Genomic DNA, 22,374 nt, shown 5'->3' on the forward strand with positions numbered 1-22,374 from the left:
ACGGATTCGTCGTGTGATACCTTTGAGGCGGCGCACTCACGGCTGTGAGTGCGTCGCCGTTCCAGAGCTGCCGCTATTGAGACAGGGGGTTCCCCGGTCGTCAGGCGAGTTCGTTACCAGAACTCGCCTGACTTAACCTGATCACGTAATCTCGGACGATGCGGATTTGGATCACGTGACGCCCATAACAACAACTCATCTAAATCCGGGAGTTCGTACCCTAAATCGAGCATCACATACAACTGGATCAGGTGTGCGTGGCGTTCGACAGCGTGAGAACATCGCCGACGAGGGAGTTGCGGCGACGACGCTGCGGCGTCGTCGGCGCTTTCCTGTTGTTTTCTGTCTAGTTTCTGGAGTTCATCGACGATAACACGGCTCATCAGCAGTGAGATCGCGGCCATGATGACCAGCGCCTCGATGATGTACGGATCGGTCGTGTTGATCTCGTCAAGTCCGAAGCGCGATTTCAGTTCCTTGAATAGCAATTCGATCTCCCAGCGCGCCCGATAGAGCTGTGCGATATCGGGCGCGCTATAGTCGTCTTTCGAGAGATTCGTCAGATAGAGGTGGTACTCCTCAGTGTCCTCGTTCCAAACACCAACCAACCGGAACGTTCGGGTCGTGCTGGTGCACGACCCTCGCTTTCGCTCGAACGAGAGGGTAATGCGAACATCGATTTCCTGTCGCTGCAGGTCGTCAAGGACGTCCTGCAGCGACTCTCCTTCGAGCGGGATACTGTTGCCCCGCCACGTCCGGAGCTCTTCGACGATCTCGAAGTTTGCGTCGTCCTTCACACGGGAGACGAACCAGCCGTTATTCTGGTCAATGCGGTCGAACAACCAGAAGTCGTAGAAGCCGAGATCAAGCAGGATAAGTGCGCCAGCTACCCACTCGCCGGTGGGTAGCTGGCTCCGTTCTTGGGTTTTAGCGTCAGTTGTCTGGTACCGTGCCGGAAGGCCAGTTGAGAGTGATTCTGTTAGGTGAAGTTTCAGACCAGCCTGATCGTCACCGGTTGCAGCGTACACATCTGCAGCATCTTGATAGAGAGACACAATGCTCCCATCGACGATGAGGACGTCTCGAAACCGTTCGAGACGTCCGCTAAGGTCGGCACTTCTGGTATCGAGATTCTCGATGGCGTCATCGAGAATCTCTCGAAGGAGTGCAACGAACGGTGGAGAGAACCACCCGTGGAAGGTTGCATAGGAGAGTTCGTCACAGTCAGCCATCTCGACGAATCGTTCGAGAAAGGCCTGAATAGATCGGTCTGATCCAGCAGCGAAGCCGAGTGAAAGCGTGTAGAACAGCGCAACAGCGTCGAATTTCCGTTCACGCTCTACGAGATTCGTTGCGCGAGCGCGCTCGCGCAACTCATCGGAGGGAAACGCTCTTTGAATCCGATCAACAATCACTGAATCCGGTGGGGAGTAGGTCACACTATCCACCGGATTTCTCTGACTGGTAGTCACAACGATATCTAGTCAGACGGCGCTACACTCTGCTAAACTAGAACGAATGGCTAAACTAGAACGAATGCCATTGTAATAGAGTCCCGCTGCCAGTCGCTACTTGAGAACTCCAATTTGAACGTTCCTGTACTACGGGCTGTCTCCGCATCTGCATAGCGAACAATCGGATCCGTCGACAGAACCTCGGTCACCCTGTACACACGATATCGCTCCGACTCTGCTTCGAGCAGTTGCGTTTGCGTGGTATTCAGATCGAAATTCTGTTTCGACTCTTTTGTTGATTTGACCTCGACAATCTGTCCATCGGGGTCATTGATAGAGCCGACATCCAAATCCCGGCCGATTTTTGCCTGCCTGACGTCGACGTCTTGCTTCGCCTCCAGTTGCAGCTTCACGAAGAGCTCACCCAGTGCTCCGATAGTGTGTTTCTCATCGAGCATCGAGTCGACCCCAAGTTTCCGAAGGAACGGCCTCCAGTCGTCGACGTCGAGTTCGTCGAACGTCTCCAGGTACGCTTCACTCACGTATCGAGGTCCAGTTCTGAGGGCGTCAGCACCTGCTTCAGCGAAGATACCGCGATTTTCGATCACCGTGTTCGTGGTAAACCAGGGAGCGGCTTGGAGATCTTGACTCGGAGCATCTGTATCGTCTGCCACAGCCGGATCGTAGGCTTCACCGAGGAGAAGTTGAGATGGCGAGAGCCAGGAGCCATCTTCTGTTTGTAGTCGGAGAGTTGGCGGATCCTCACCGACTTCCCACTCGCCATCACTCGATGCTCGACAGAGGATTGCCGCTACGAGGTATCGGTCGTTCGTCGAGAGTGATCCCCAGTCGACGGTATGAAGCCATTCTTCGATCAGTGCTCCTTCGGTCAACTCTTCTACATCGTTCCCATCCAGCACCGACCGAATCTCCTCCTTTTCGGCAAGGTCACTATCTACGATATTGAGAGAGGACCGGGCCTCTTGTAGCGGGCGCGCAGTCTCGAACTCATCTAAGTCTATCCCAGTAGGTGGAAGGTAGACCTGCTCTACGTCATCAGTTCCAACTACTCGCCCATCTTCTAATGGCACAGCGGTTGTGCTGAGGATATTTGATTGTCTAAACGAAGCTTTGCTTGAAATCCCCTCGAACACTCGCTCGAAGGTGTTCATTCTCTCCACACCGTCGACACCCTCGAGCGTCGTCGTGACATCATAGTTTTGGAGAAACTGATGGATGCCGAGCGATTTTCTGCCCTCGATCGTTTGGTAGATCTCCTCGTGTTCCTCGTGAATGGGACGGTTAGCACCCGCTTCCTCTACTTGATCAGCGTCGAAAGCTTCGCGGATGTGTTCGTCAACCACTTGGCAGTCGTCTAATTTGATTCGTTGCCCCGCTTGATCTCGGACTAAACTTGAGCTCTCGACATACTCGTGAATTCTGTTAACGATCTCCGTTGTTACGAATGTGTCTCCCTGCCCTTCTGGTACGAATACTCCAAGGTCAGTCCACCAATCGTCGTGACCAGCAACAACATCGAGGACATCCTTCGCACACTCAACTACGCCCTGTGCGATCTCGCGGTTCCAGGGGAGCTCTTGCTTGATCGTCTGTCGATCAGCAGGCGTGAGGAAGTCTGCGTGAACGAGAAAGTCGAAGTCAGTCTCGAGTTCTTTGAGAGGAAGATAGCTGAATACGCCTGTGTGCAGAGTCCCGCTTTCCGGCCGGGCGAATCCCCCATCATCGTCTACGATACAGGCGATGAACACCTCGCGATAATCTACACCCCCACGCATATACTGCTCCGTCTTTGGGTCTTCCTGAATGCTGTCCGGCACCTTCCAAAGATGTTTGAACAGTACCCATGTATCCGCCTCCTTCGTCCCATCTGCTAACGACTCCTCGAGTTCTACAACTTCGATAGGATCGAACTCCGCGTCTGCCTCGTCTCTGATTGTCTCTTGCTTTGAGCTGGGGAATTGCTGTCTCGCTCTCTCAACAGACGACGCTAACCCATCATCATGAACGTTGTCTGTCCGGCTAATATGCCGTGAGTTGTCCGAGTAATGATCTTCGATAGATAACTCACGCACATCTTTCAAGAAAAGAAATACACGCCGGTCGATGTTCTCAGAATGGAGGGGTTCGAAGAGTTCGTCCTTCGAAAGCAATTCCTGGCCCCGTTCGTCCAGTCTAACAACAAACCGGGTAGTATACTCAGTTCCATCGATCTCCGTAGGGACCTCTGTTTCCTTCGTAGCGTTACATTCCCAGGGAACGACTCTCCAGGGGATCTCATCACCGTGTTTTTCCGCACGTTCTCTATCGAACGAGAAGTGGAATTGACCGGAGTGGACCTCGACGCATTGACTGATCTCGAAGATCGATTTGAATCCTACTCCGATGAAGCCAATGTGATCACGGGGATGTTTCGGTGAGACGCCAGCTGCACACAGTCCAGTTACGTCGTCCTTGACATCGTCAGTATCTCTATCCTGGCCTTCGAGTGCGCTGTCGGTGAACTTACGCCCGTTGTTAAGAATTTCTAAGCACCAGTCGCCGCCGATCTGCCGGACTTGAAAACGGACTGCACTGGCACCCTCATCGTCTGCGTTTTGGATGAATTCAAGTGGGAAATATGTCGAAGCAAAGTTCATCTGAACGACATTCGAGTGACCGTGGAGACTTGTTCTCACAAGATCAGGCGAATCGGCCAGATATTGCTCTCGAATTCTCCGTACTAATTGGTCTGGATTGCTAGCTTCCATTGATTGGTGATAAATCAGAAGTTCTTAACATATAAATTCCAACAGGGACACTACGACAGGTAGTACGTGTCTGATCCCAATATGGACTTCCCGATTGACCCAACACAAAACGACGCGTCACCACAAGAACTCATTCGCAATCTCCCCTCGCAGGCCGCCCGCCGTCGCGTCCTCCAGGCAGCCGATATCTCCATCAACGTCGACGATCGAAGCTTCGCTGACACACTCGATGAACTCTCTCAGATCGAACTCCGGCGGGCAGCGTCACAGCTCCGCTTTGCGGGCGCCCGGACAGTCTACTACTACCGAGTCGATGGACTGCGCCAGGTCTCACCCGACGGTGCGACCGGTCGAGTCGGGGATATGGGCTCCCCGGGCGCGTACGGACCCGAAGTCCAGACCGCCGTCAGGGACCACAACCGTATCTACGTCGTTTGCAACGTCCCCGATACCGGGTCACAGACGCAACTGACGATCTCGAAGGAAAACCGGCCGACGACCGTCGCGACGTTCAAACCGAGAACACAGCTCCTCGCCGTTCGGGCATCCGACGACGGCACCGCGGACGCAACCGTACAGGCCGTACTGAGTTATCTCGAACTGGACGATGCAACCCGAATCTCCTTCCTCGATACCGGGTTCCGTGGACGGTTCGAGGATGCATGCGTGGATGGGTATTCAACACTCCGTCTAAGGAATACGAACTCTCGAGACAGTTCACGGGAGATCGAGATCCGGTCAAAGGACCCAGAAGCTGGGAACGTAGCCGATGTTCGTACTGACGCGATCGTCGAGGACCTCCTCCGGCGTGGTGACACGGAACTCAACGCGGCGACGGGACTCGTCACAGTCCCGACTGACGTCCGTTCAATGGAGCACGGCGAACCGCTGCATCCGCGAGTAACAATTGGATTTCCGGATGGGTGGGTGACCTTCGAACAGTTTGTCCCCGAGCAGATACTGATTAAGTTCGACGATTTAATCCGAGACTCGCTCTGAGAGCGATTCAAGATCAGGTCCCTGCTATACACGATAGGACTCTAATCGAGTTCAATCCCCTCAACGAAGCTCGAGTCAGAAGCTCACCAAGTCCATTCCCTTGACTCTAACTAAGCGGTGTCTTTCAGATTTGCACGGCAATACTCCAAACCGGCTCTATTTTGAGCGTTTAACCAACGATTGGATACCGTTACCCTAGGTGTTGGTTAAGCTCTACTCGGGATGCTCTCGAACCATCTTCAGATAGCTATTAGAGATAATATCAACCCCAGAAATACAGAATATTTATCTATTTCAAGATAGTCAGCAAACATGTACCGGAACTCAGCCAATGCAGACCTATACCCGCATACATGATAACGAGGTCAGTAACCGTCGAAGAGATTGATGACCTGTACCTGATGTGGAACGACCATATCAATGCCTCCGCTCTCTATCGCCGCGCCCTCCGTAAGGAAATGGAAGTCCGCGGTGTTGACCCCAATGAACTCCGCGATCTTCTAGAGCGGGCCCGTGAGCAGGGCTATACGCTTGAAGAGATCGCAGCGGATACGAACCGATTCGACGACCTCCAGTCGCTCGTTGAAGATCAGCAGAGCCGGCCAACGGCTGAAGACGCTACTGATGGTTAATCCGTTATGTCACAAGACAAGGCTCCTTCCGACCTTGAGCATCGCACCGGGTCGCCCCTGACCGGCAGAATCACTCGACAGGCCGTGCTCACGATCGTCTTCTTGGGTTTGTTCGCCGTCCAGTCGGTCACTGCGCAGAGTAACGCGGTCTGTAGCGCGGACAACCTTCCGAGCATGATTGAGGGATTCTTCCAACTCACCACCGCCCTAGGAATCGTTGGCCTCGCCATCGTCTGGCAGGCAGACTCCCTCATCGAGATGTTCACCCTCCATCCCGAGCAGAAGAAAGGCCTCAAGCGCCACAAGCGCTCAGCGATGAAGTCCGCGGTCGTCCTCGTCGTCCTTGGCCCGCTGTATACGGTCGCTGGGTCAATGATGAGCCTCCCGCTGGCGCAGTGCGTTGATCTCGTCCCCTGGTAAGCTGTCTACTGTCCGCGACGTGAGCCAATGAACCACCGAGTGCACTCCGTACTCATGGCCGGATTGCTCGTGACGAGCATAGTCACGGGTATCGTCGCCGCTGACCCGCCGCAGCCAGGTACGGAGGAGAACGGCCTTACCGAGAACGAGTCTGCGACACTCTGGTCACGTGATTCGGATAACTACATCAGCCAGGAAGAGTACCGCCAGCGGTACGGCGAGAATCGCTCCGCCGTCCACCAGGTTGCGAATGGGGCCGACGTCACGTTCAAACGACCGCCGGCGACCGCAGCGACGTGGACTCGGAACGACTTCGAGGACCTCGACGCCGGCGGAGCAGACACGTCCGTGCATCCGTCGCACGCGGACCTCGAGGACGGTGTCTTCATTGATGATGCCCACGCTACGATCTTCGCGGTCCAGCCTTCTACTCGTGGACACCTCGAGTCCGGTGAAACCCCACTCTACATCGCGCCGAACGGGACTATGCGGGGATTCGTCGACTATCGAGTTCGGGTTCCGAACGGGAGTTCGTCCGGGAACACGACCATCGAGTGGTCGCTTACGGAGCACGAAATTGAGGAAGTCCGGCTGAAGAAAGACGGTGAGACCATCGCGACGGAGGATGGGACCCATACGCCAGCCCTCGACTACCAGATCGAGGATGACTGGAGCGCGAATCTCACGCTCGAAGCGGAGATCAGTGCCCGTCTGAAGAAGACCACTCGGTTCGACCAAGGCAACCGGACGGACGTCGACGTCACCTACCGAACGGAATCACGCAACGTCTCGGACGCGATCGCCGTTGAGATCTACGACCTCTCGGCGTATCCTTACTACGCTGAGTACCCCAACGGCGATGCCGGCGTAGCGATCTTCCAGTCCCGCCCGTGGCAAGGCTATACTCTCACTGAGGATGGCGATGCCCGGGTCCGCGGTGTCTGGCGGTTCTACACCGTTCGGAACACCAACTGGGACACGCTCGTTCAGTCTAATCAGACGGATAGGACCACGGTCGAGTCTGACGCGATTCCCGTGTACGTCCACGCGTATCCCTCACGCATCGGTCCGCGCGCCGAGCCGGTTCGAGACGGCCCCGAACTCATTGAGACGTGGGGGACTGACCGCCCGTCACCGGTCGATTCCATCGGGGATAACGTCAACATCGACATCGTCAACCAATCGTACACGACGACGTATGGCGTCGCCGTTCGGGCGGAGACCGTCGACCGCGAGGCGCTCCACGTCGCAGGGATCGTCCGTGGCGTGAATGCCTCGATCGCCGAACCGGACGGGGGCTCCGAGCGACAGCTCCGGCGGAGTAACCTCACCGTGAAGCTCCTCGAGCAGAACCAGTCACAGGCGACACTCCGGATCGAACTGCAAGACAATCAGACCGGCGCCTCAATCACGCTCGACGATACCCGCCAATATCCGATTCGTGGAACGACTCGAAATGGATACATCACCGTCGCAGATCAGCGTGTCGAGACCAACGAATCGGGTGTGGCAATCGTGACGATCGACGAGCCGGGGATCTACACGGCCAACTACCATCCGGGCTCGTGGCTCGGACATGATCCCGCATATGTGAGCGATTCCGCGACGGCCCGCTGGCACCCACTCGGAACCATTGAGGGCTGGTTCGCCCTCGTGTTCGAAGTTGGCTGGCAGCTCCTGCCGTTTTTCGTGATGTTCTACGCCGGCAAGCGACTCCTGCGGATGCTTGGCCCAGAAGACATTTTCCAACAAGAACCATGACTCGAAACAAGTCACATCCCAATAGACGAACCGCTCTCCGAACAATCGCTGGCACCACTATCGCTAGTGTAGCCGGCTGTCTGAATACAAACGTAGATTCCACCAGTGAAGGAAACTCAACTCCGTCAGGTGGAGAAGAGACCATCCAGCAAGTCACCGTAGAAGGAACGGATCTCGTAGTTGAATATTCCTCAGAGGTGGAAATAGATCAAATGTACGTGTTTACCCCGAAGTCTCAACAGCCGGTTCAGTGTGAGCCCGTGATATCATCTCATTGTTGTTGACGACTCGGCGAAGTTCTTCGTAGGGATTGCGTCCCTGCTGGCGCCATGTCGCCAGCAGGGACAAGATCGTCTCGTGAACGAACATACCTCGATCGTTACGGAGTGTCCCGATGATTTTCCGGAGAACGACTGGTTCACGAAGTGCGTTCTCAGCTGCGTTGTTCGTCGGGGAGACCGCTGGCTCACCGACGAAGGTGAGCCAGTGGTCGATCCCTCCTTCGATTTTCCCGAGTAGTGTTGCCACTGGTTCGTCGGTTACTGACCGCCCCACGAGCGATCTAAGCCCGTTCTGGCATGAGCGGTGCATCTGTGCTCTCTCACGAAGACTCGGGTCGGTCCCCAGCCACGACTGGAGACCGACGAACATCTGCTTGAGATACCGGTAAACGGGTTCTGCCTCCTCGTGGTCACTAGCAGCGTCTTCAGCTTCTCGGAGAAGATGTGCCCAGCACCGCTGAAGGTTACTGCTGAACGCTGGATACGCCGTCCACCCATCGCAGATGACCGTTCCCGGGAAGTCCTCGCCGAGGACTTCCGCGGGAACATCACTTCCACGACTCTCCCTTACGGCGTATAGCGTGTGCTCGCTCGTCCGAAACGTCCAAATCCACGCCTGCTCACCCTCGCGTTTGATACCGGTTTCGTCAACGTGAACGATCTCTGCTTGCTGAATCTGTCTTCGAATCTGTTCGTATTCGCAGCGACCGGCGCGCGCAGCGCGCTCGGTCGCGTGCCACGCGGACGCGCCCGAGAGTTCTAATCCATGCAGTTGCTCGAACCGGTCAGCGATTTTCCGGTAGGGGAGGCGGTGATCGTACCGAGAAAGTGCTGCTTGAGAGATGACGTTCACCCCGAACTGCCCCTCATCGGGGCAGTCGGGGTGTGTAGCAACGGTTTCTGTTCCACAAGAGCTGCACTGGTAGTAGTGACGGTTGTACCGGGTGATTTCTGGTGGCTGTGGATCGGGAACCTCCTCGACGAGTCGGGGGCTGACGCCCACCGACTCGTCGAAGTGTTCGCCACACTCGGGACAACAGTCACAGGTGACATCGATCTCTTTGTCGGGATCTGCTGTTGCACGCCACTCAGGGTCGTGACCGTCCTTCCGTCCGGGAGTACCGCCATCGGTTCGAACATTCTCGTCTTCGTCGTCCTGCGAGGTCGGGGACTCGTCAGTCCCCGACCGTCGCTTACTGGGCGGTGTATGCGGATTTTCGTATTTGCGAAGGCGTGTTTCGAGTTCTTCTATCCGCTCGTCCTTCTGATCGATTTTCTTGTCCTTTCGCTTGTTCTCCCGTTCGAGTTCTTCGACTCGTTGCTCAAGTTGGAGAAGCCGAGAAAGGAGCTCTTCTTTGGTGAAATCGTCTGCGTTCACAGACTCCACCAACCAGTAGTGACAGCAGAAGTAACGGGATGGGCTCCGGTGCGGAGCCCATCCCTGAGAATCGTATCCGAGGTCTGCTGCCTGTTCATATCGCGTCCGTTGAACGCTTCCTACGAGAGAGTACCGAAATCAGCCCGGGCTAAACACATACCCGATCTTCAAAGAACTCCTCGAGGAGTATCGGGAGACGCGGCCGAAAGAGATGCGTGAACGGGGGATCCAGCAGGTTCGCTATTACATCGGCGTTCAGGTCACGCCGCTGGAGGTCTACGACCGCTTCCGCGACGAGGGAACCCCTGCCGAGAAGCTGACTCAGTTCCCCGTCATCGGTTTCCTGTTTAACCCGTTCGTTACTCGACGCGAGAATCTCACCGACGTTGAGCGTCGCGCCCAGATGTTCGAGAAACTCGACAGCCGCGTCAACGATGTGCGGTCCGAATTCATTCAGCAGGCATCGGGGTGGTCGGCACGTCGGCTCAGCACGGTTGAGCTGTTCGTGATGAATATGGACTTCTGGAACGGCCGCGAACACGACTATGACGAGGCTGAACGGGTCGTTCGTGAACAACCGATTATCGGCCACTCGTGCCGGGAGGATGCCCACGATGGGTAACGTGATCCTCCAGACGAGCAGCGGTGCTGTCGCCGAGCTTGTGGAGTGGCTATCGAACCCGACCTCAGCCGAAGGTACGGCCCTCTACGTCGGGCTCGTAGTCGTTCTCACCGTCGGTGGAAAACTTCTCTGGGACCGGTATACCGAGGACGATGAAAAAGAGGTCGAGTTCTCGGATCTGCTTGACGAAGAGACGCTGGAGGAAGGCGGGGCCGAACGTCGGTTACTCGACGACATCGCCGAGTCGCACAAGACGGTCACCGCCCCGGCCGCTATCGAGTGGGAAACACGAGCCGCACGTGTTGGCGAGCAGTGGACAACGACGCTGTACATCGCGGACTATCCTGACTATCCCAACGATGGCTATCTGAGCGATCTTTTCGAGATGACCGACGTCCAGTTCGATCTGACGGCCCACATCACCCCGAAGAATCAGGAACGGGCACGGAACGAACTGCAGGATATCGCCGACGATCTCCAGGTTGACGCCGATCTCGAACAAAGCGTCCGGAGTGCCTATCTACAAGAGCGTGCCAATGAAGCCGCAGCGACGTACACGGCCGTCGAGAATGGCGCGAGCGTCTTCGACCAGGGAATGTTCATCACGGTCCGGGCCGACGAGAAGGACGAGCTCAGGGACGCCGTCCAGAAGGTCAAGAGTGCGCTCCGTGACGACCCGGCCAACCTCACGCCGAAGACGGCGATCTGTCGACAGGATCTCGCCCTTCAGTCCGCCGCGCCCATCGGTGACAACGAATTCGGCCGGACGTCGATTGCGCTCGGCGGCGCCGTCGGCGCGTTGCTCTCCTCGCCGCACAACGCGACGATCCTCGAGGAGGGCGGCGTCGAGTTCGGGATTCACAAGGACAACCAGAGCCCGGTGGTCATCGACCCGTTCGCGCGGGACAACGGTTACGCGATGTTCACCGTCGGCGATACGGGGTCGGGGAAATCGTTCAGTTCGAAGCAGAACTTCATCCGCTCTATCGAGCAAAGCAAGGACCGAATCGGCATCATCCTCGAGCCGCTGAACAACTGGGCCGGCGTCGCCGAAGCCCTCGACGCCAAACGCATCACCGTCGGCGGGACGCTCGGACTGAACCCCTTGGAGATTCGGGAGACGCCCGAGCACGTCCAGCGGGCGATGGGCGAGGACGCGAGCCCGTTCAACGAGAAGCTCGACGACGCGATGAGCTTCCTGACGAACTTCTTCGCGCTCCGCGGCATCTCGCTTGGCGACCGTCGGACGACGCTCGAACTCGGACTCAAGCGAGCATACAAGCGCAACGGGATCACCGATGATATCTCGACGCACAGCAACTTGAGCCCGACGATTCGTGATATGATGGATGTCTTCGAGGATATGATCGACAACCCCGAAGAGTTCGTTGTGCGGTCCGACGAGGAAGCCGGGAAGATCAAGAAGGACGCGACGTGGCTTCTCGATCAGCTCCGCCCCTTCGAGGAAGGTGGCCGTCACGCCAATCTTGGCCAGGAATCCGATTTCGACATCCGGGACGAGAAAGTCATCTACCTCGATCTCGCCCAGCAGGAAGGGAGCGTCGACAGTAGCACGGCGCTGACGATGCAGCTACTCATCTCGTTGGTCTACGAGCGGGCGAAAGTTTCGGAGAAGGAGGTCGTGTTCTACATTGACGAAGCGCGCTACATTATGCAGGATGCCGCGAGTCTGGCATTCCTCGAGACGGTGTTCCGCCATCACCGGCATCACGACCTCTCGATCCGGCTGGTCACACAGACCGTCGACGAGTTCTTCGAGCACGCCGAATCCGAGGCGATTCTGGACCAGTGTGCGGTCAAGCAGTTCCACCGCCTCGACGGGATGGACGAGGAGTGGGCTGACGAGTTCGGACTGAACTACGCACAGATGCGGTTCGTCCAAGATGCTGTGCCAGGCAACGAGGACGCCGGCTTCTCCGAGGCGCTCGTTGGCGTCGACGGCGAATGGCGCGGCATCCAGGTCAAAGCGATGCCCAAGGAGAAGCAGGTCATCGACTTCGACCCGACCTCCCAAGTTCGCTCCTCGCTACCCGGAGCGGGGGACAGCGCCGTCGATACTGAGATGTTGGAGTTCCAGGAAGAGCTCGAACACCGAGGAACGAACGGAACGAACGAAACGAGCGCACCGAACGAGGAACCAGACGCCGTCGAAGCTGAGCCAGATGGCGGATCTACGGAGGAGACGAACGATGGCTGAGTACCTGCGCGTTACGCCGACGTCCGAGCGACTCGATCTGGAGAGTATCTCCCGAGTCCTCGACAGCCTCCACAAACTGACCACGCCCGGCTCGCCGGGCCTCGGGGCGAAGCTGAACCCGCTCCACAGTGAGACACCACCCCGATTTGAGTTCCTCGCGATCAGTGATGGCCCGGACGACCCGGTGGAGTTCTTCTACGGGGCCGATGCGCACCTCGATACGCTCGAAAAGCGCCTCCGTTCCATCTATCCGGCCACGTTCGACATCGAGCGCGTCGACGTCGATGTCGCCGCTCGGCTCATTCAGCCAGTCGAGTTCACACCGCAGGAATTTGTCGACCACTACGAGGCCGGACAGCTGCAGTACGAGTTTGCCCCGGCAGAACAGTACGACATCGTCGACGAGGAACCAGTGGACTCCGAGTCAGCCGACGCAGACCCCGTTGTCGACGGCGGTACGGCATCCAACAGAGTCCCTGATTATCACGTGACTGTCGGGGACTCTGCCCTCGAACTAGCGCCGCCCGATGTACTTCCAGACGACAAAGAAGAGCGACGGGCCATCGAGAAGCCGACGATGACACCGGCGGGAACGATTCTGGCTCGCCCGGCACAAGACGCTGTCTCGCCGCTCGGTGTCCGGTGGTGTGGCTCCGCGTCGCGAAAGCAGGACTGGATGACCTCGCTGACGCCGTTCACGGCAGAGGAAACGAACGGCGACCTCGCATCCGTCGACGAACCGGGCGCGGCGCTGGCGTCGTTGATCGACCACCTGATGGAGGCGACAGCGCCGACCGCGTTCCAGGTCGTCTTCCAACGGCGTGCCAGCTGGCAGTCCGACGCGGAGGTGCGGAAAGAGGATCTCGTCGACGGCCGCGACACGTTCTTCCAGGAGGTCGTCGGGTCGTTGCTCGAGGTCGAGGACCAGCGGACCGACCAAAACGAACGGCAGATTAGTGAATCCGTCGAGAAGCGGATCGAGTACATCGACGCGAAGAACGCCAAACGGTCGTTCACGGTCAACATTCGGGCCGTCAGCGTCCCTACCGACGACACCCGCGACGACCTCGATGGCCGGATGGACTCGCTCCTCCCCGTGTTCGACCCGCTTGATGGGCCGTTCTACGAGGTCGAGGGGCAACGCCTCCGGGACAGCGGCTTCCGTGAGAAAACGAAGGAGAAGAAGGCACAAGCCGCTCTTCAGCGCCTCCTCAACCGCGAGCTGACGACGGGGAGGGGGAAGACCCGCCCCGAGCTGGTCCTCTGTGGGACGGAGCTCGCGAACTTCGTCCTCGTCCCCTCCTCCGAACAGTTGACCGTCGAAGGGTCGCGGGGGACCAGGGCCGAACAGCAGAGTCGGAACCCGCTACCGTGGCCGAACCCGGATCTGATCCAGCAGTTCCAAGACGGGATGGCCATCGGCTACGCGCTCGACGAAAACGGCGAGCCACGACCCGACCCAATCCAGATCCCGCCGGACCTGTTGCCGACGCATTACGGCCGATTCGCGTCAACGGGCGGTGGAAAGTCGAAGGCCATCATCAACGACGCCCTCTCGCTCCGCGAGACGACTGGTGGCCCCGTTGTCCTCGTCGATCCTAAGGGCGACGGGATGTGCGAGAACTACCTGCGCTGCCACTACGAACGGTTCGGGGGCCTAGACGACGTCTACCAGTTCCGCGTCCCGGAGACCATCCCCGCGTTCTCCTTCTTCGACATCCGCCCTGCGCTCGAAGCAGGTCGCAACCGGGAAGACGCGATTCAGGACAAAGTCGACCACTTTCACGACATCCTCCGGATGATTATGGGCCGCGAGCAGTACGGCCAGGCGTTCGTCGCGAACGAGATCCTCAGCTATCTGATCAAGGCACTGTTCGACGAGGAGTACGGGAATGACGTGTTTGGCCTGGACGATCTCTTCGCTGCTGCCCTCCGGATGCAGCGCGACCAGACGATTCCCCCAGTCTCAGCGGACAACCAGAACATCGAGGAATCGCTGACGCGCCACTTCGCAAAGGACGACCGTCAGTTCCAGGTCTCGATGGACGCGGTCGGGAACCGCCTCGACAAGCTCAAAGAGGACGCGCATCTCCGGCGGATCTTCAGCCACGTTCCCGAGCAGAACGACGCCGGCGAGTACGTCGACAACCGCTTTGACTTCCGAGAGTTCCTCGATGAAGATGCGACCATCATCTTCGACCTGGGCGACCTCCGCCCAGAGGCCCAGCGGGCGATCACCCTTCTGCTGTTGAGCAACCTCTGGGACGCCGCCCAGGTACGCCGGCGCGACGGCCAGACCGACTACGAGAAGCTCACGAACCTCATCATCGAGGAGGCGGCCCCAGTCGCGTCGACGAAGCTCGTCTCCGAACAGCTACTGCCGCAGGGCCGATCGTTCGGCCTGAGTATGGGGCTCGTGATGCAGTTCCCCGAACAGGTGCGGAACCGGAACGAGCGGGCCTATGACGAGGTGCTGAATAACATCAAGACGAAGCTCATCGGCAACATCTCGATCGAGCGTGATCTCGCGGAGTCGCTTGCGCACGAGGACCTCAGCCCGACCGAACTCCGCAACCGAATCAACACGCTCCCAAGTGGCGAGTGGATCGCACAGCTCCCGAGCCCGTCGTTCGGAGAGACTGGTCCGCCGCCGTTTTCGCTGAAGCCGCTCCCGATTGCGCCGGGGCATCCAGAAAGCGACCAGCCGCTCACAGAGCCCCAGGAAGACCATTTCGAGTCCGTGTCCCGGCCACGGATGATGGAGCGTACACAGGCCCAGTACGGACTTACAGAGCCGGCTGGGTCAAACACGAACTCGGAGGAGACTGGCTGGGGAAGTTCGGGGGCCGACACGACGGGCTCGGCTGCTGACGACGATGCAGCGACCGACCCAATGCAATCCGCGTTCATCAGCGAATCGACGACCGAGGACGCGTCAACGTCGACTACGCAGCTCGAGACTGACAGCGACCCTGATGCAGACGAGACAGAGATAAGCCCCCTGTTCGGGCAGGCCACCGAGACGGACGAGGAACCAGCTGACGACCAAGCAGCGCAGCCGGAGAATGGGGCAACGCCCATCCAGGAAAGCAGCGTGCCCGTTCCCGATGACGAACTCCGCCAACGCGGGCTCAGCCGTGACGATGTCCGGTTCCTGAATCGGGTCCTCGACGTGATGAACAGGGACGACGGCGAGTACACTCTTCTTGACTCGATGCGTGCGCTTCGAGACGAGTTCGAGGAGCTCAATTTCCAACGCCTTATCGACCAGAACCTCGTTGAGGAAGCCTCGGCCTGTGGTCGCAAATACTACACTGTCCTTCCAGCGGGGCGTGAACTCCTCGGCGAAAAGCTGCAGGTGGGCCCCGGACTGGGCGATATTGGCGAGAAAACGCCGCACAAGGTTGGGGTCAGGCTCCTCGAGTTATGGCTTCAGCAGCGGGACGACGTCACCTGTGTCGAGCCGTACTACGAACACGATGACGACACCGTGTTCGACGTCGCCGGCTTTAACGCGGGTGGCGAACTCGTCTGGGTCGGAGAAGCAGAACTCCCGAGCAACAACACCCACGCGCCGGTCGACGATTACGATAAGCTGCGTTCGGTAGACGCAGACGCAATCTGGGCATTCAACAACCGCGAGACGGCCATCGAAGTCCTGGACAAGCTGTCCGACGCGGATCGGATCCAGGAGAGCGTCAGCGGGCGGGATGCACGGTCGTTCTCGACGATCCAAGACGCTGTAGCGGACTTCGATGCTGCGGGAATGACCACCGTTCGAGGGTTCAAAAATCTCGATCAGGAGGTCAATCAATGACGTGGCGACAGGCGACTCGTGAGGAGATCTACGCCTACTACGCCGAGGAGTTCCCGCGCTACATCGACAACCTCCCCGAGTTCATCACGGCGACCGGCCCGAAACAGTACGCCGTCGCCTTCCGAGAGTCCCATCCGGTTCGCAAAGACGAGGTACCGAACAAGGACTTCATCCGGCGGGATACATGGCAGACAGATGCGTCGGGCGACCGAACGACGCCCGAGTTCGACGACTTCGAGGATGTCGTTGCGTTCATTCGGCATCCAGCGCGCAACGACCCGCTGGGGCGGAGCGAGTTCGCGCTTGCTGATCCGGAAGTGCTGGAGAAACCGGACCCACGGCCCGACGCCGTCTACTACGCGCTGGATCACTGGGAACGACCCTGGGTCCTCCTCGTCGACATCGACGCGAAAGAGATCGCCCGAGACCGAGCGGAGGAGCTGGTGTCGGCGGACGTCGACGAGCGGGACGACGATGCGTTTCTCGACGCTGCGGGGATCCTCGACGCCGCTCCCGAGGGGTATCCGTACGCCTTCGAAGACATCGACCGCGCCATCGAGTACGGGTTCGAGGTGCGCGACATCTTCGAGGACGATTTCGACGCCGAGGAGACGATGGTTGTCTACAGCGGGCAGGGGGTCCACGTCTACCTGCTGGATACCGACCCGGCGCACCGATACGACGAGCAGAGTCGCGAGGTGTTGAACGACCTCCTCCTTGAGACGTACGACATCCCGATCGACCCCGTCGTGACGGCCGACCGCCGGCGTGTCGCTCGCCTGCCCTACTCGCTGCACGCCGACGTCTGTAGCATCGTTCAACCAATCGAGAGCCCGGCGTTCGACGTTCGGTCGGCGACGCCGGAGGTGATTGACGAATGAGTCCGAGTACGCCCACCGACGACGAGGACATGGCGTATCGGGTTGCGGCACTCCCGCTAGAGTACGGTGAGACCCGCATCAACCAGCTGTTTACGCGTGGCTACAATCGATACGTCGTCGACGGCGAGGACCAACCCGAGGACCTCGTGAACGACGTCGAGCGGTTCGGGACGGCGGCGTTCAAAGAGCAGGTTCGTGCCGACGCCGCCGAAGAGCCGTTCGTCGACGAGCCGGGGACGCTTGCCGTACTCGCGACGTTGAGTGCAATCTGTGTGAAAGAGCACCCGAAGTTCGAACACGCGTCACCACGGAACATCCAGGTGCTCTACAATATCCGAGAGCTGTACGTCAACAATCTCGCTTCCCTTATCCGCGTCCACGGCGATGGGGCACTCCAGCAGGACATCGCCGACGTGCTGTACAGCAAGGAGCCCGGTGAGGATGGCCCACATCCCGGGCGGGTCTGTACGGGCATCACGGAGATGCCAGAGTTCGGGGACGGTCTCTACCTCGAAATCCCGATGGCGGCAGCGTCACGCAAATGTCTCGTTCGAGCAGAGGGCAAGTCGTCGACGGAGACCGACGAGGGCGGGGAGATACTGACGCGAGTGAAAGACAACAACCTGTACGTCCCAGTCGGTGATTTCGATAGCAAGTATCGTGACTACGCTGAGCGGGCGTTCAAGAAGCTCCTGCGGGTGCAAGAAGACGGGCTCTCCGACGACCAGCTGACGTGGCTGACCACGAACGAGTCGGCGATTACGGAGCGGATCGACCGCTTCCTCGAGGCTGGCCATCACGAGCGAATCTGGCGGAACTGGGACCGTGGGGAACGGATGATCCGCGTCCTCAGGCGGGCCCTGAGTGATGCCTCCGATGACGTCGCGCAAACGGGCGAGTTCCACACGGCGAAGGAGCTCTACCGAGCGGTCGAGGCGTATGAGGCCGAGGATGAGTGGGAATCCTCTATGAGGGATTGGATCTCGAGTCCAAGCAGTCTCGCGAAGCACTTGGCCGACCACGAATCCCACTCGGCTGTCACGATCGACCGCGACGGGCGCGTCAATACGTACCGAATCGGGCGATCCGGGACCGGTGCTGAACAGATCGAAGTGCGAGAGATCGAGGATCTCTTCGAACTCCCCTGTATGGCGAATATGGAGGAGCGGCTACACGAGAAGAAGCCAGTTCGGAAGGACCTCTATAACTTCGCGCGGATGGTGATGTGGCTCCCGCAGTACCAGGATAGCAGCCTCGACGAGATCGTCGCGGACCTCAAGGACATCTTCTCCCGGTGGCCGTGGTACGACGAGCAGGAGACCGAGTACCAGGTCCGCTACGAATTCTCGAACACCATCGACGGCGACACGCCGTTGCCGATGAACTGCGATAACGACGATTTACAACGCTACTGCATCGGCCAAGACCAGTGTCCCTACTCGATCTGGGGCAGTCTCCCGTTCCCGGATGAGATGTACGAGCAAGTGGACGAGCAGTCCGCCGGTCCCGCTGAGAAATTCTAAATCATAGTCTTCTCTCAGATTGTCGAGAATTGTTTTGTAGACCAAAGATACCCCCTTCTGAATCCCCGTCGAGCAATTTTCAGCAGCTAACACGGCCAGAATCGAGAGAATCGGGGGTGATCCACAATTCGAAGTGCCGAGACGGACAACCTCGAGGGGCTCAGAATAGGTGAAGCAGCGACCCCAAGGAAGTCAGATATAGCCGATATCACCTTTGTTACCCCGCCGTCGAGCAATTTTTGAAACCACAGGGTTATCCCGGAACTTGTCGAGGTACTTTCTACGGCTTCAAATCGGCCCGACGGGGTTTTTCTTCGATTTGAGGCCGTTATAGTGTCTTGCATAACGCGGTTTTCGTCCAAAGAAAGAGGCGATATGCAGTGTGCGAAGGCCGCCGGCTCTCTCAGGCCGAGGGGCCATCACGGGGGTAGTGGAATCACAGACGTATCAGATTTAGCGCATAGGTTGACGGCGTGCGTTTCGGTGGTGTCTATCGCCCCCGCGAGGGGGTGGCGGGGCGCATCACGTGCCCCCGATAGACGATGGCTTCGGAACGACGCAGCAAGACACGGACAGCGCATCACGCAGAAACCACCCCTGACGATAAGGCGCCGTGGGGAGACCTTGAGATGACGGTTCCGACCGACCGGGATCACGCGTCGGTCGTCGCCCTCGTGGAGTGTGCTCTCGTCGAACTCACGCACGAAACCGTGGGGGCCGTCTTCATCTCCCGCCAGGTCGGGCGGTCGACGCGGACGCAGTACGTCGCCGCCGACGACGTCGGCGAGCAGTTCCAGAAACGGCACTTCGACGACCGACTGGGCTGGCACGAGACCACCGTCCCTCGACGAACCGTTCGCGACGAGCTCATCACCCAGCTCACGCGGTCGCCTTCGACGCCGGCGAAGCGGTCAGGTGAAGGAGCAGCCAGCGAGCCAGATACCTTCGTCGTGAAGCCAGTTCGAGAGCTCCGAACACCGTAGCGGTTAGGCTTAACCAACATTCCGAACCGATACCGACACAGTGTTGGTTAATTCTGGGGCTGGATCCACCCCCTCCCCTCACCCACCGCCCAGTACCTCGAGTGAGTGTATCCTGGCGGCCGGTCGGCTCGAACAGCCGTCGTGACGGGTTTTATCGGGCCGCTACTCCTCGAGAGCGAGTATGGTCGTTGTCGAGGAGGTCACCAAACTGAGCGAGCGCCGCGCCCAAACCTCGTCCGAGGCGTTTCCGGACGATGCGCTGGCGTCGATTCGGGCAGCCGTCGATGCCGTCCCGGCCAGCGTCTTCGACGGCTCGACGAAACACACGGAGGTCGGTGGGTTCGATGCCGCGATCGCCGACGGGCTCTCGCAATACGAGTACGAGGGGGACGCCGCCGGCGGCTACAACCCGAACTGTAAGCTCTGGTCGCATCAGGGGTTTCACTACAGCGTCGACCTCTACGACGCCGACGCCCGCATCGCCATCGAGGTCGAGAAGAGCGAGCGGAAGAACGTCAGCGACGACCTCCTCAAGTTCCAGAAGGGGTACCGCACCCAGAAAGACGGCCGGCCAAAAATCGAGTTCGGCTGTCTGGTGGTGCCAGTAAACTACCTTGGTCGTCATAACCTCTACCGGCACAGCCTGACCAAGCTCGACTTCATGAAGGGCGTCCTGTTCATCGACGACGTCGCCGTCATCGGCTATCGCGATCCGCGACCTGACTGACGCTGGCACTCCTGACTGTTTATCGGCGTCCCCAGAACGCTCCGCGTTCTGGTGTGCGCACGAGAACGCTGTTTCTCGTGCACGCCGGGAGGCGTGCAGCGCGCGACAGTGTGCGCTGCGTGACCCATTATGGCTGGTCCCGATCCGCACGACGACACGAGTGCTGACTACGAACAGTTCGAGAAGGAACAGCTCGCCCAGGACCGAGACGCCGCCCGGGTTGACACGGTGGACATCGACGACGCGACGGCCCAGCGCCTGGTCAACGACCTCGTCGACGCGGACGTCGTCACTCCGGTTCCTGAAGACCAAGTTCTGGTTCACGAACCGAGCGGCGCCGCGTTCGACTCGACGACGCAGCTGGCCGTCTTCCATCGCGGCTGGACGGCCGGCCGCGACGCTGACGCGGAGGGCGAGTGATGCAGCAGACGCTCACTGGCTGTGCGTTCTGTGATGCCCCGCCCGGCACCGAAACTGGTGAGGCTCACACCTGGGGGCAGGATGAACGGGTCACCCACCCAATCTGCGTCGACTGTGCCATCCAGACCGAGCCGGATCCCGACGGGCGCGATCATGTCGCCTGTGACGGCTGTGGGCTGGTCGTCGACACGCTCGCAGCGCTCACGCGGTTCCGGGTGGAACTCGGGCATCTGGAAGGCCCGTTGCAGCTGTGCGCCCGCTGTAGCCCGGGCGGGCTCGCGACGTACTGGACGCGCGACCTCGAGGAGCATCTCGTCTCGACGCCGGCGGAGTGACCCAAACACTCTTTACTGTTTCGCTGTAAACTGTAATTAAGACCGAATCGTGTCACGCACCTCAAACCGCGCCGACGGCGACATCGTCCAGGACTTCCTCTCGGTCGCCGATCTCCTCGAGGAACCACAGCTCGCCCAGCTGTACGCGTACCTCGCTCGGGAGGGGGAGGCGACCGTCCAGAACGTGATGGACGACCTCGAGCTCGCCCAGGGGACGGCCTACAGCTACGTCAACCGGCTCGTCGACGCCGGCGTCGTCGACATCACCGACGACGAACAGCCACGCTGGTACGCTGCTCGGGAGATCGACCTAACCGTGACGACGGCCGCGGGCGACCGCGAGTACACGATCACGCCGGCGCTCATCGACGCCGTCGGCCACCGAGAGACAGACGCCGACATCGACACCTACATCGACCGCCACGGCGTCGCCGGCCTCGCAACGGCACTCACCTACGCCGTCGCCCGTGAACGCGGTGAGGTGACCCACCGGCTGATGGCTGAGGATCTGGACATCTCGCCGCTAGCTGCGGAGATGATCCTCCAGGCGCTCCGGCCCGTCGTCCACGAACACTACGACATCGAGGAGTCTGGGGCGGGACTCGACGAGTTGGATATCGACGACGGCGACGCGGCTGACGACGCGTGAGCTGGCACCACATCGCCGACACCGGCCTGTTCGTTGCGATGGGGCAGCCGTCGAACCATCGGTACCAGGCCGTTCGGCGGTTCGCTCGCCGGAACGACATCACCTTCGTCCTGCCCGAACGGGTGTACGAGGAGCTGACCATCGACGAGCCCGACGTCGAGGCACCACCTATCGACGCTGCTATCGACGAGGGCTGGACGACGGTTGCGGCGCCGCTCGAGTTCTCCGAGCCGGTCGTCTCGTGGGTGATGGATGGTGTCCAGCGGTACATCGCGAACGCCGACGACCGACCCGCCGACGAGGTCGAGCGGGCCGATGCCGCCCTCGCCGCCTTAGCTGCCCAGCACCTCAGTGCGGGGACGGCGACCGATGTGTACATCTACACGACCGATATCGCGGCCGGCGAGGGAGCCGAAACCGTCCTCGCGAGCGAGGGGTACGGTGACTCGGTGACGTTCGTGAATGGCTTCCGGTTCATCGAGGACCTGGTCGCCGGCGACAGCTGA

At 59.3% G+C, this 22,374-nt stretch carries 17 protein-coding genes and 1 pseudogene; 15 read left to right on the forward strand and 3 right to left on the reverse strand.

The genetic code is table 11. From position 1 onward, the window contains the following. Nucleotides 1-113: 113 nt before the first annotated feature. Both CHINAEXTREME_RS20945 and CHINAEXTREME_RS20950 read right to left on the reverse strand, forming a co-directional pair. On the reverse strand, nucleotides 114-1,448 hold the full coding sequence (locus tag CHINAEXTREME_RS20945) for an IS4 family transposase (protein WP_076738801.1): 1,335 nt from the start codon (nucleotides 1,446-1,448) through the stop codon (nucleotides 114-116). 74 nt (nucleotides 1,449-1,522) lie between these two features. After that, entirely contained in the window at nucleotides 1,523-4,111 is a 2,589-nt protein-coding gene (locus CHINAEXTREME_RS20950) for a protein NO VEIN domain-containing protein (RefSeq protein WP_007143081.1), read from the reverse strand. A 177-nt stretch (nucleotides 4,112-4,288) separates the two neighbouring features. On the opposite strand from CHINAEXTREME_RS20950, the gene CHINAEXTREME_RS20955 reads away from it, so the two are divergent. The 4 genes from CHINAEXTREME_RS20955 (at nucleotide 4,289) to CHINAEXTREME_RS20970 (ending at nucleotide 8,034) form a co-directional block, all read left to right on the forward strand. Beyond that, nucleotides 4,289-5,221 (forward strand): hypothetical protein, encoded by a 933-nt coding sequence (locus CHINAEXTREME_RS20955; protein ID WP_238593404.1) that lies wholly within the window; start codon nucleotides 4,289-4,291, stop codon nucleotides 5,219-5,221. A gap of 353 nt (nucleotides 5,222-5,574) precedes the next feature. Then, nucleotides 5,575-5,853, forward strand: coding sequence for a hypothetical protein (locus tag CHINAEXTREME_RS20960; RefSeq protein ID WP_007143083.1), 279 nt, complete (start codon nucleotides 5,575-5,577; stop codon nucleotides 5,851-5,853). A gap of 6 nt (nucleotides 5,854-5,859) precedes the next feature. Then, the gene (locus CHINAEXTREME_RS20965; RefSeq protein WP_010546890.1) at nucleotides 5,860-6,273 is read left to right on the forward strand and encodes a hypothetical protein; all 414 of its coding nucleotides are present in this window, start codon (nucleotides 5,860-5,862) and stop codon (nucleotides 6,271-6,273) included. 27 nt (nucleotides 6,274-6,300) lie between these two features. Beyond that, nucleotides 6,301-8,034, forward strand: a complete 1,734-nt coding sequence (locus tag CHINAEXTREME_RS20970) for a hypothetical protein (protein WP_029601801.1) — start codon at nucleotides 6,301-6,303, stop codon at nucleotides 8,032-8,034. 222 nt (nucleotides 8,035-8,256) lie between these two features. Here CHINAEXTREME_RS20970 and tnpC read toward each other — a convergent pair whose 3' ends face one another. After that, nucleotides 8,257-9,693: an IS66 family transposase gene (gene tnpC, locus CHINAEXTREME_RS20975; RefSeq protein WP_076738807.1), complete on the reverse strand. Its 1,437-nt coding sequence runs from the start codon at nucleotides 9,691-9,693 to the stop codon at nucleotides 8,257-8,259. Between the two features lie 157 nt (nucleotides 9,694-9,850). Here tnpC and CHINAEXTREME_RS20980 point away from each other — a divergent pair. The 11 genes and pseudogenes from CHINAEXTREME_RS20980 to CHINAEXTREME_RS21030 all read left to right on the forward strand — a co-directional run. Beyond that, nucleotides 9,851-10,315: pseudogene (locus CHINAEXTREME_RS20980) on the forward strand (hypothetical protein); the annotation flags it as partial. Continuing rightward, nucleotides 10,299-12,533, forward strand: coding sequence for a VirB4 family type IV secretion system protein (locus CHINAEXTREME_RS20985; RefSeq protein ID WP_193790383.1), 2,235 nt, complete (start codon nucleotides 10,299-10,301; stop codon nucleotides 12,531-12,533). The pseudogene CHINAEXTREME_RS20980 and the gene CHINAEXTREME_RS20985, both read left to right, overlap by 17 nt. Beyond that, nucleotides 12,526-16,350: an ATP-binding protein gene (locus tag CHINAEXTREME_RS20990; RefSeq protein ID WP_007143088.1), complete on the forward strand. Its 3,825-nt coding sequence runs from the start codon at nucleotides 12,526-12,528 to the stop codon at nucleotides 16,348-16,350. Before CHINAEXTREME_RS20985 ends, CHINAEXTREME_RS20990 begins: the two co-directional genes overlap by 8 nt. After that, nucleotides 16,347-17,231 carry a bifunctional DNA primase/polymerase gene (locus CHINAEXTREME_RS20995; RefSeq protein ID WP_007143089.1) on the forward strand — a complete coding sequence of 295 codons (885 nt, stop codon included), beginning with the start codon at nucleotides 16,347-16,349 and terminating at the stop codon, nucleotides 17,229-17,231. Before CHINAEXTREME_RS20990 ends, CHINAEXTREME_RS20995 begins: the two co-directional genes overlap by 4 nt. Next, complete coding sequence (locus CHINAEXTREME_RS21000) at nucleotides 17,228-18,754, forward strand: primase-associated protein (RefSeq protein ID WP_007143090.1); 1,527 nt, start codon at nucleotides 17,228-17,230, stop codon at nucleotides 18,752-18,754. Before CHINAEXTREME_RS20995 ends, CHINAEXTREME_RS21000 begins: the two co-directional genes overlap by 4 nt. 542 nt (nucleotides 18,755-19,296) lie before the next feature. Then, on the forward strand, nucleotides 19,297-19,737 hold the full coding sequence (locus CHINAEXTREME_RS21005) for a hypothetical protein (RefSeq protein ID WP_007143091.1): 441 nt from the start codon (nucleotides 19,297-19,299) through the stop codon (nucleotides 19,735-19,737). Nucleotides 19,738-19,918: 181 nt separating this feature from the next. Next, entirely contained in the window at nucleotides 19,919-20,464 is a 546-nt protein-coding gene (locus CHINAEXTREME_RS21010; protein WP_007143092.1) for a hypothetical protein, read from the forward strand. A gap of 129 nt (nucleotides 20,465-20,593) precedes the next feature. After that, on the forward strand, nucleotides 20,594-20,884 hold the full coding sequence (locus CHINAEXTREME_RS21015) for a hypothetical protein (RefSeq protein WP_007143093.1): 291 nt from the start codon (nucleotides 20,594-20,596) through the stop codon (nucleotides 20,882-20,884). Continuing rightward, nucleotides 20,884-21,219 carry a DUF7558 family protein gene (locus tag CHINAEXTREME_RS21020; RefSeq protein WP_007143094.1) on the forward strand — a complete coding sequence of 112 codons (336 nt, stop codon included), beginning with the start codon at nucleotides 20,884-20,886 and terminating at the stop codon, nucleotides 21,217-21,219. The genes CHINAEXTREME_RS21015 and CHINAEXTREME_RS21020 overlap by 1 nt, the downstream gene beginning before the upstream one ends. Nucleotides 21,220-21,268: 49 nt before the next feature. Continuing rightward, complete coding sequence (locus CHINAEXTREME_RS21025) at nucleotides 21,269-21,868, forward strand: DUF7437 domain-containing protein (protein ID WP_007143095.1); 600 nt, start codon at nucleotides 21,269-21,271, stop codon at nucleotides 21,866-21,868. Continuing rightward, on the forward strand, nucleotides 21,865-22,374 hold the full coding sequence (locus tag CHINAEXTREME_RS21030; RefSeq protein ID WP_007143096.1) for a hypothetical protein: 510 nt from the start codon (nucleotides 21,865-21,867) through the stop codon (nucleotides 22,372-22,374). The genes CHINAEXTREME_RS21025 and CHINAEXTREME_RS21030 overlap by 4 nt, the downstream gene beginning before the upstream one ends.

The sequence above is a fragment of the Halobiforma lacisalsi AJ5 genome, from assembly GCF_000226975.2.
GTDB classification, from domain to species: Archaea; Halobacteriota; Halobacteria; order Halobacteriales; family Natrialbaceae; genus Natronobacterium; species Natronobacterium lacisalsi.

What these genes read in the sequence shown, in the direction of transcription:
- CHINAEXTREME_RS20950 (WP_007143081.1), bottom strand. Translation starts at nt 4,111, where the DNA reads ATGAACTTTGCTTCGACATATTTCCCACTTGAATTCATCCAAAACGCA.
- CHINAEXTREME_RS20960 (WP_007143083.1), top strand. Translation starts at nt 5,575, where the DNA reads ATGATAACGAGGTCAGTAACCGTCGAAGAGATTGATGACCTGTACCTG.
- CHINAEXTREME_RS20965 (WP_010546890.1), top strand. Translation starts at nt 5,860, where the DNA reads ATGTCACAAGACAAGGCTCCTTCCGACCTTGAGCATCGCACCGGGTCG.
- CHINAEXTREME_RS20970 (WP_029601801.1), top strand. Translation starts at nt 6,301, where the DNA reads ATGAACCACCGAGTGCACTCCGTACTCATGGCCGGATTGCTCGTGACG.
- CHINAEXTREME_RS20985 (WP_193790383.1), top strand. Translation starts at nt 10,299, where the DNA reads ATGCCCACGATGGGTAACGTGATCCTCCAGACGAGCAGCGGTGCTGTC.
- CHINAEXTREME_RS20990 (WP_007143088.1), top strand. Translation starts at nt 12,526, where the DNA reads ATGGCTGAGTACCTGCGCGTTACGCCGACGTCCGAGCGACTCGATCTG.
- CHINAEXTREME_RS20995 (WP_007143089.1), top strand. Translation starts at nt 16,347, where the DNA reads ATGACGTGGCGACAGGCGACTCGTGAGGAGATCTACGCCTACTACGCC.
- CHINAEXTREME_RS21000 (WP_007143090.1), top strand. Translation starts at nt 17,228, where the DNA reads ATGAGTCCGAGTACGCCCACCGACGACGAGGACATGGCGTATCGGGTT.
- CHINAEXTREME_RS21005 (WP_007143091.1), top strand. Translation starts at nt 19,297, where the DNA reads ATGGCTTCGGAACGACGCAGCAAGACACGGACAGCGCATCACGCAGAA.
- CHINAEXTREME_RS21010 (WP_007143092.1), top strand. Translation starts at nt 19,919, where the DNA reads ATGGTCGTTGTCGAGGAGGTCACCAAACTGAGCGAGCGCCGCGCCCAA.
- CHINAEXTREME_RS21015 (WP_007143093.1), top strand. Translation starts at nt 20,594, where the DNA reads ATGGCTGGTCCCGATCCGCACGACGACACGAGTGCTGACTACGAACAG.
- CHINAEXTREME_RS21020 (WP_007143094.1), top strand. Translation starts at nt 20,884, where the DNA reads ATGCAGCAGACGCTCACTGGCTGTGCGTTCTGTGATGCCCCGCCCGGC.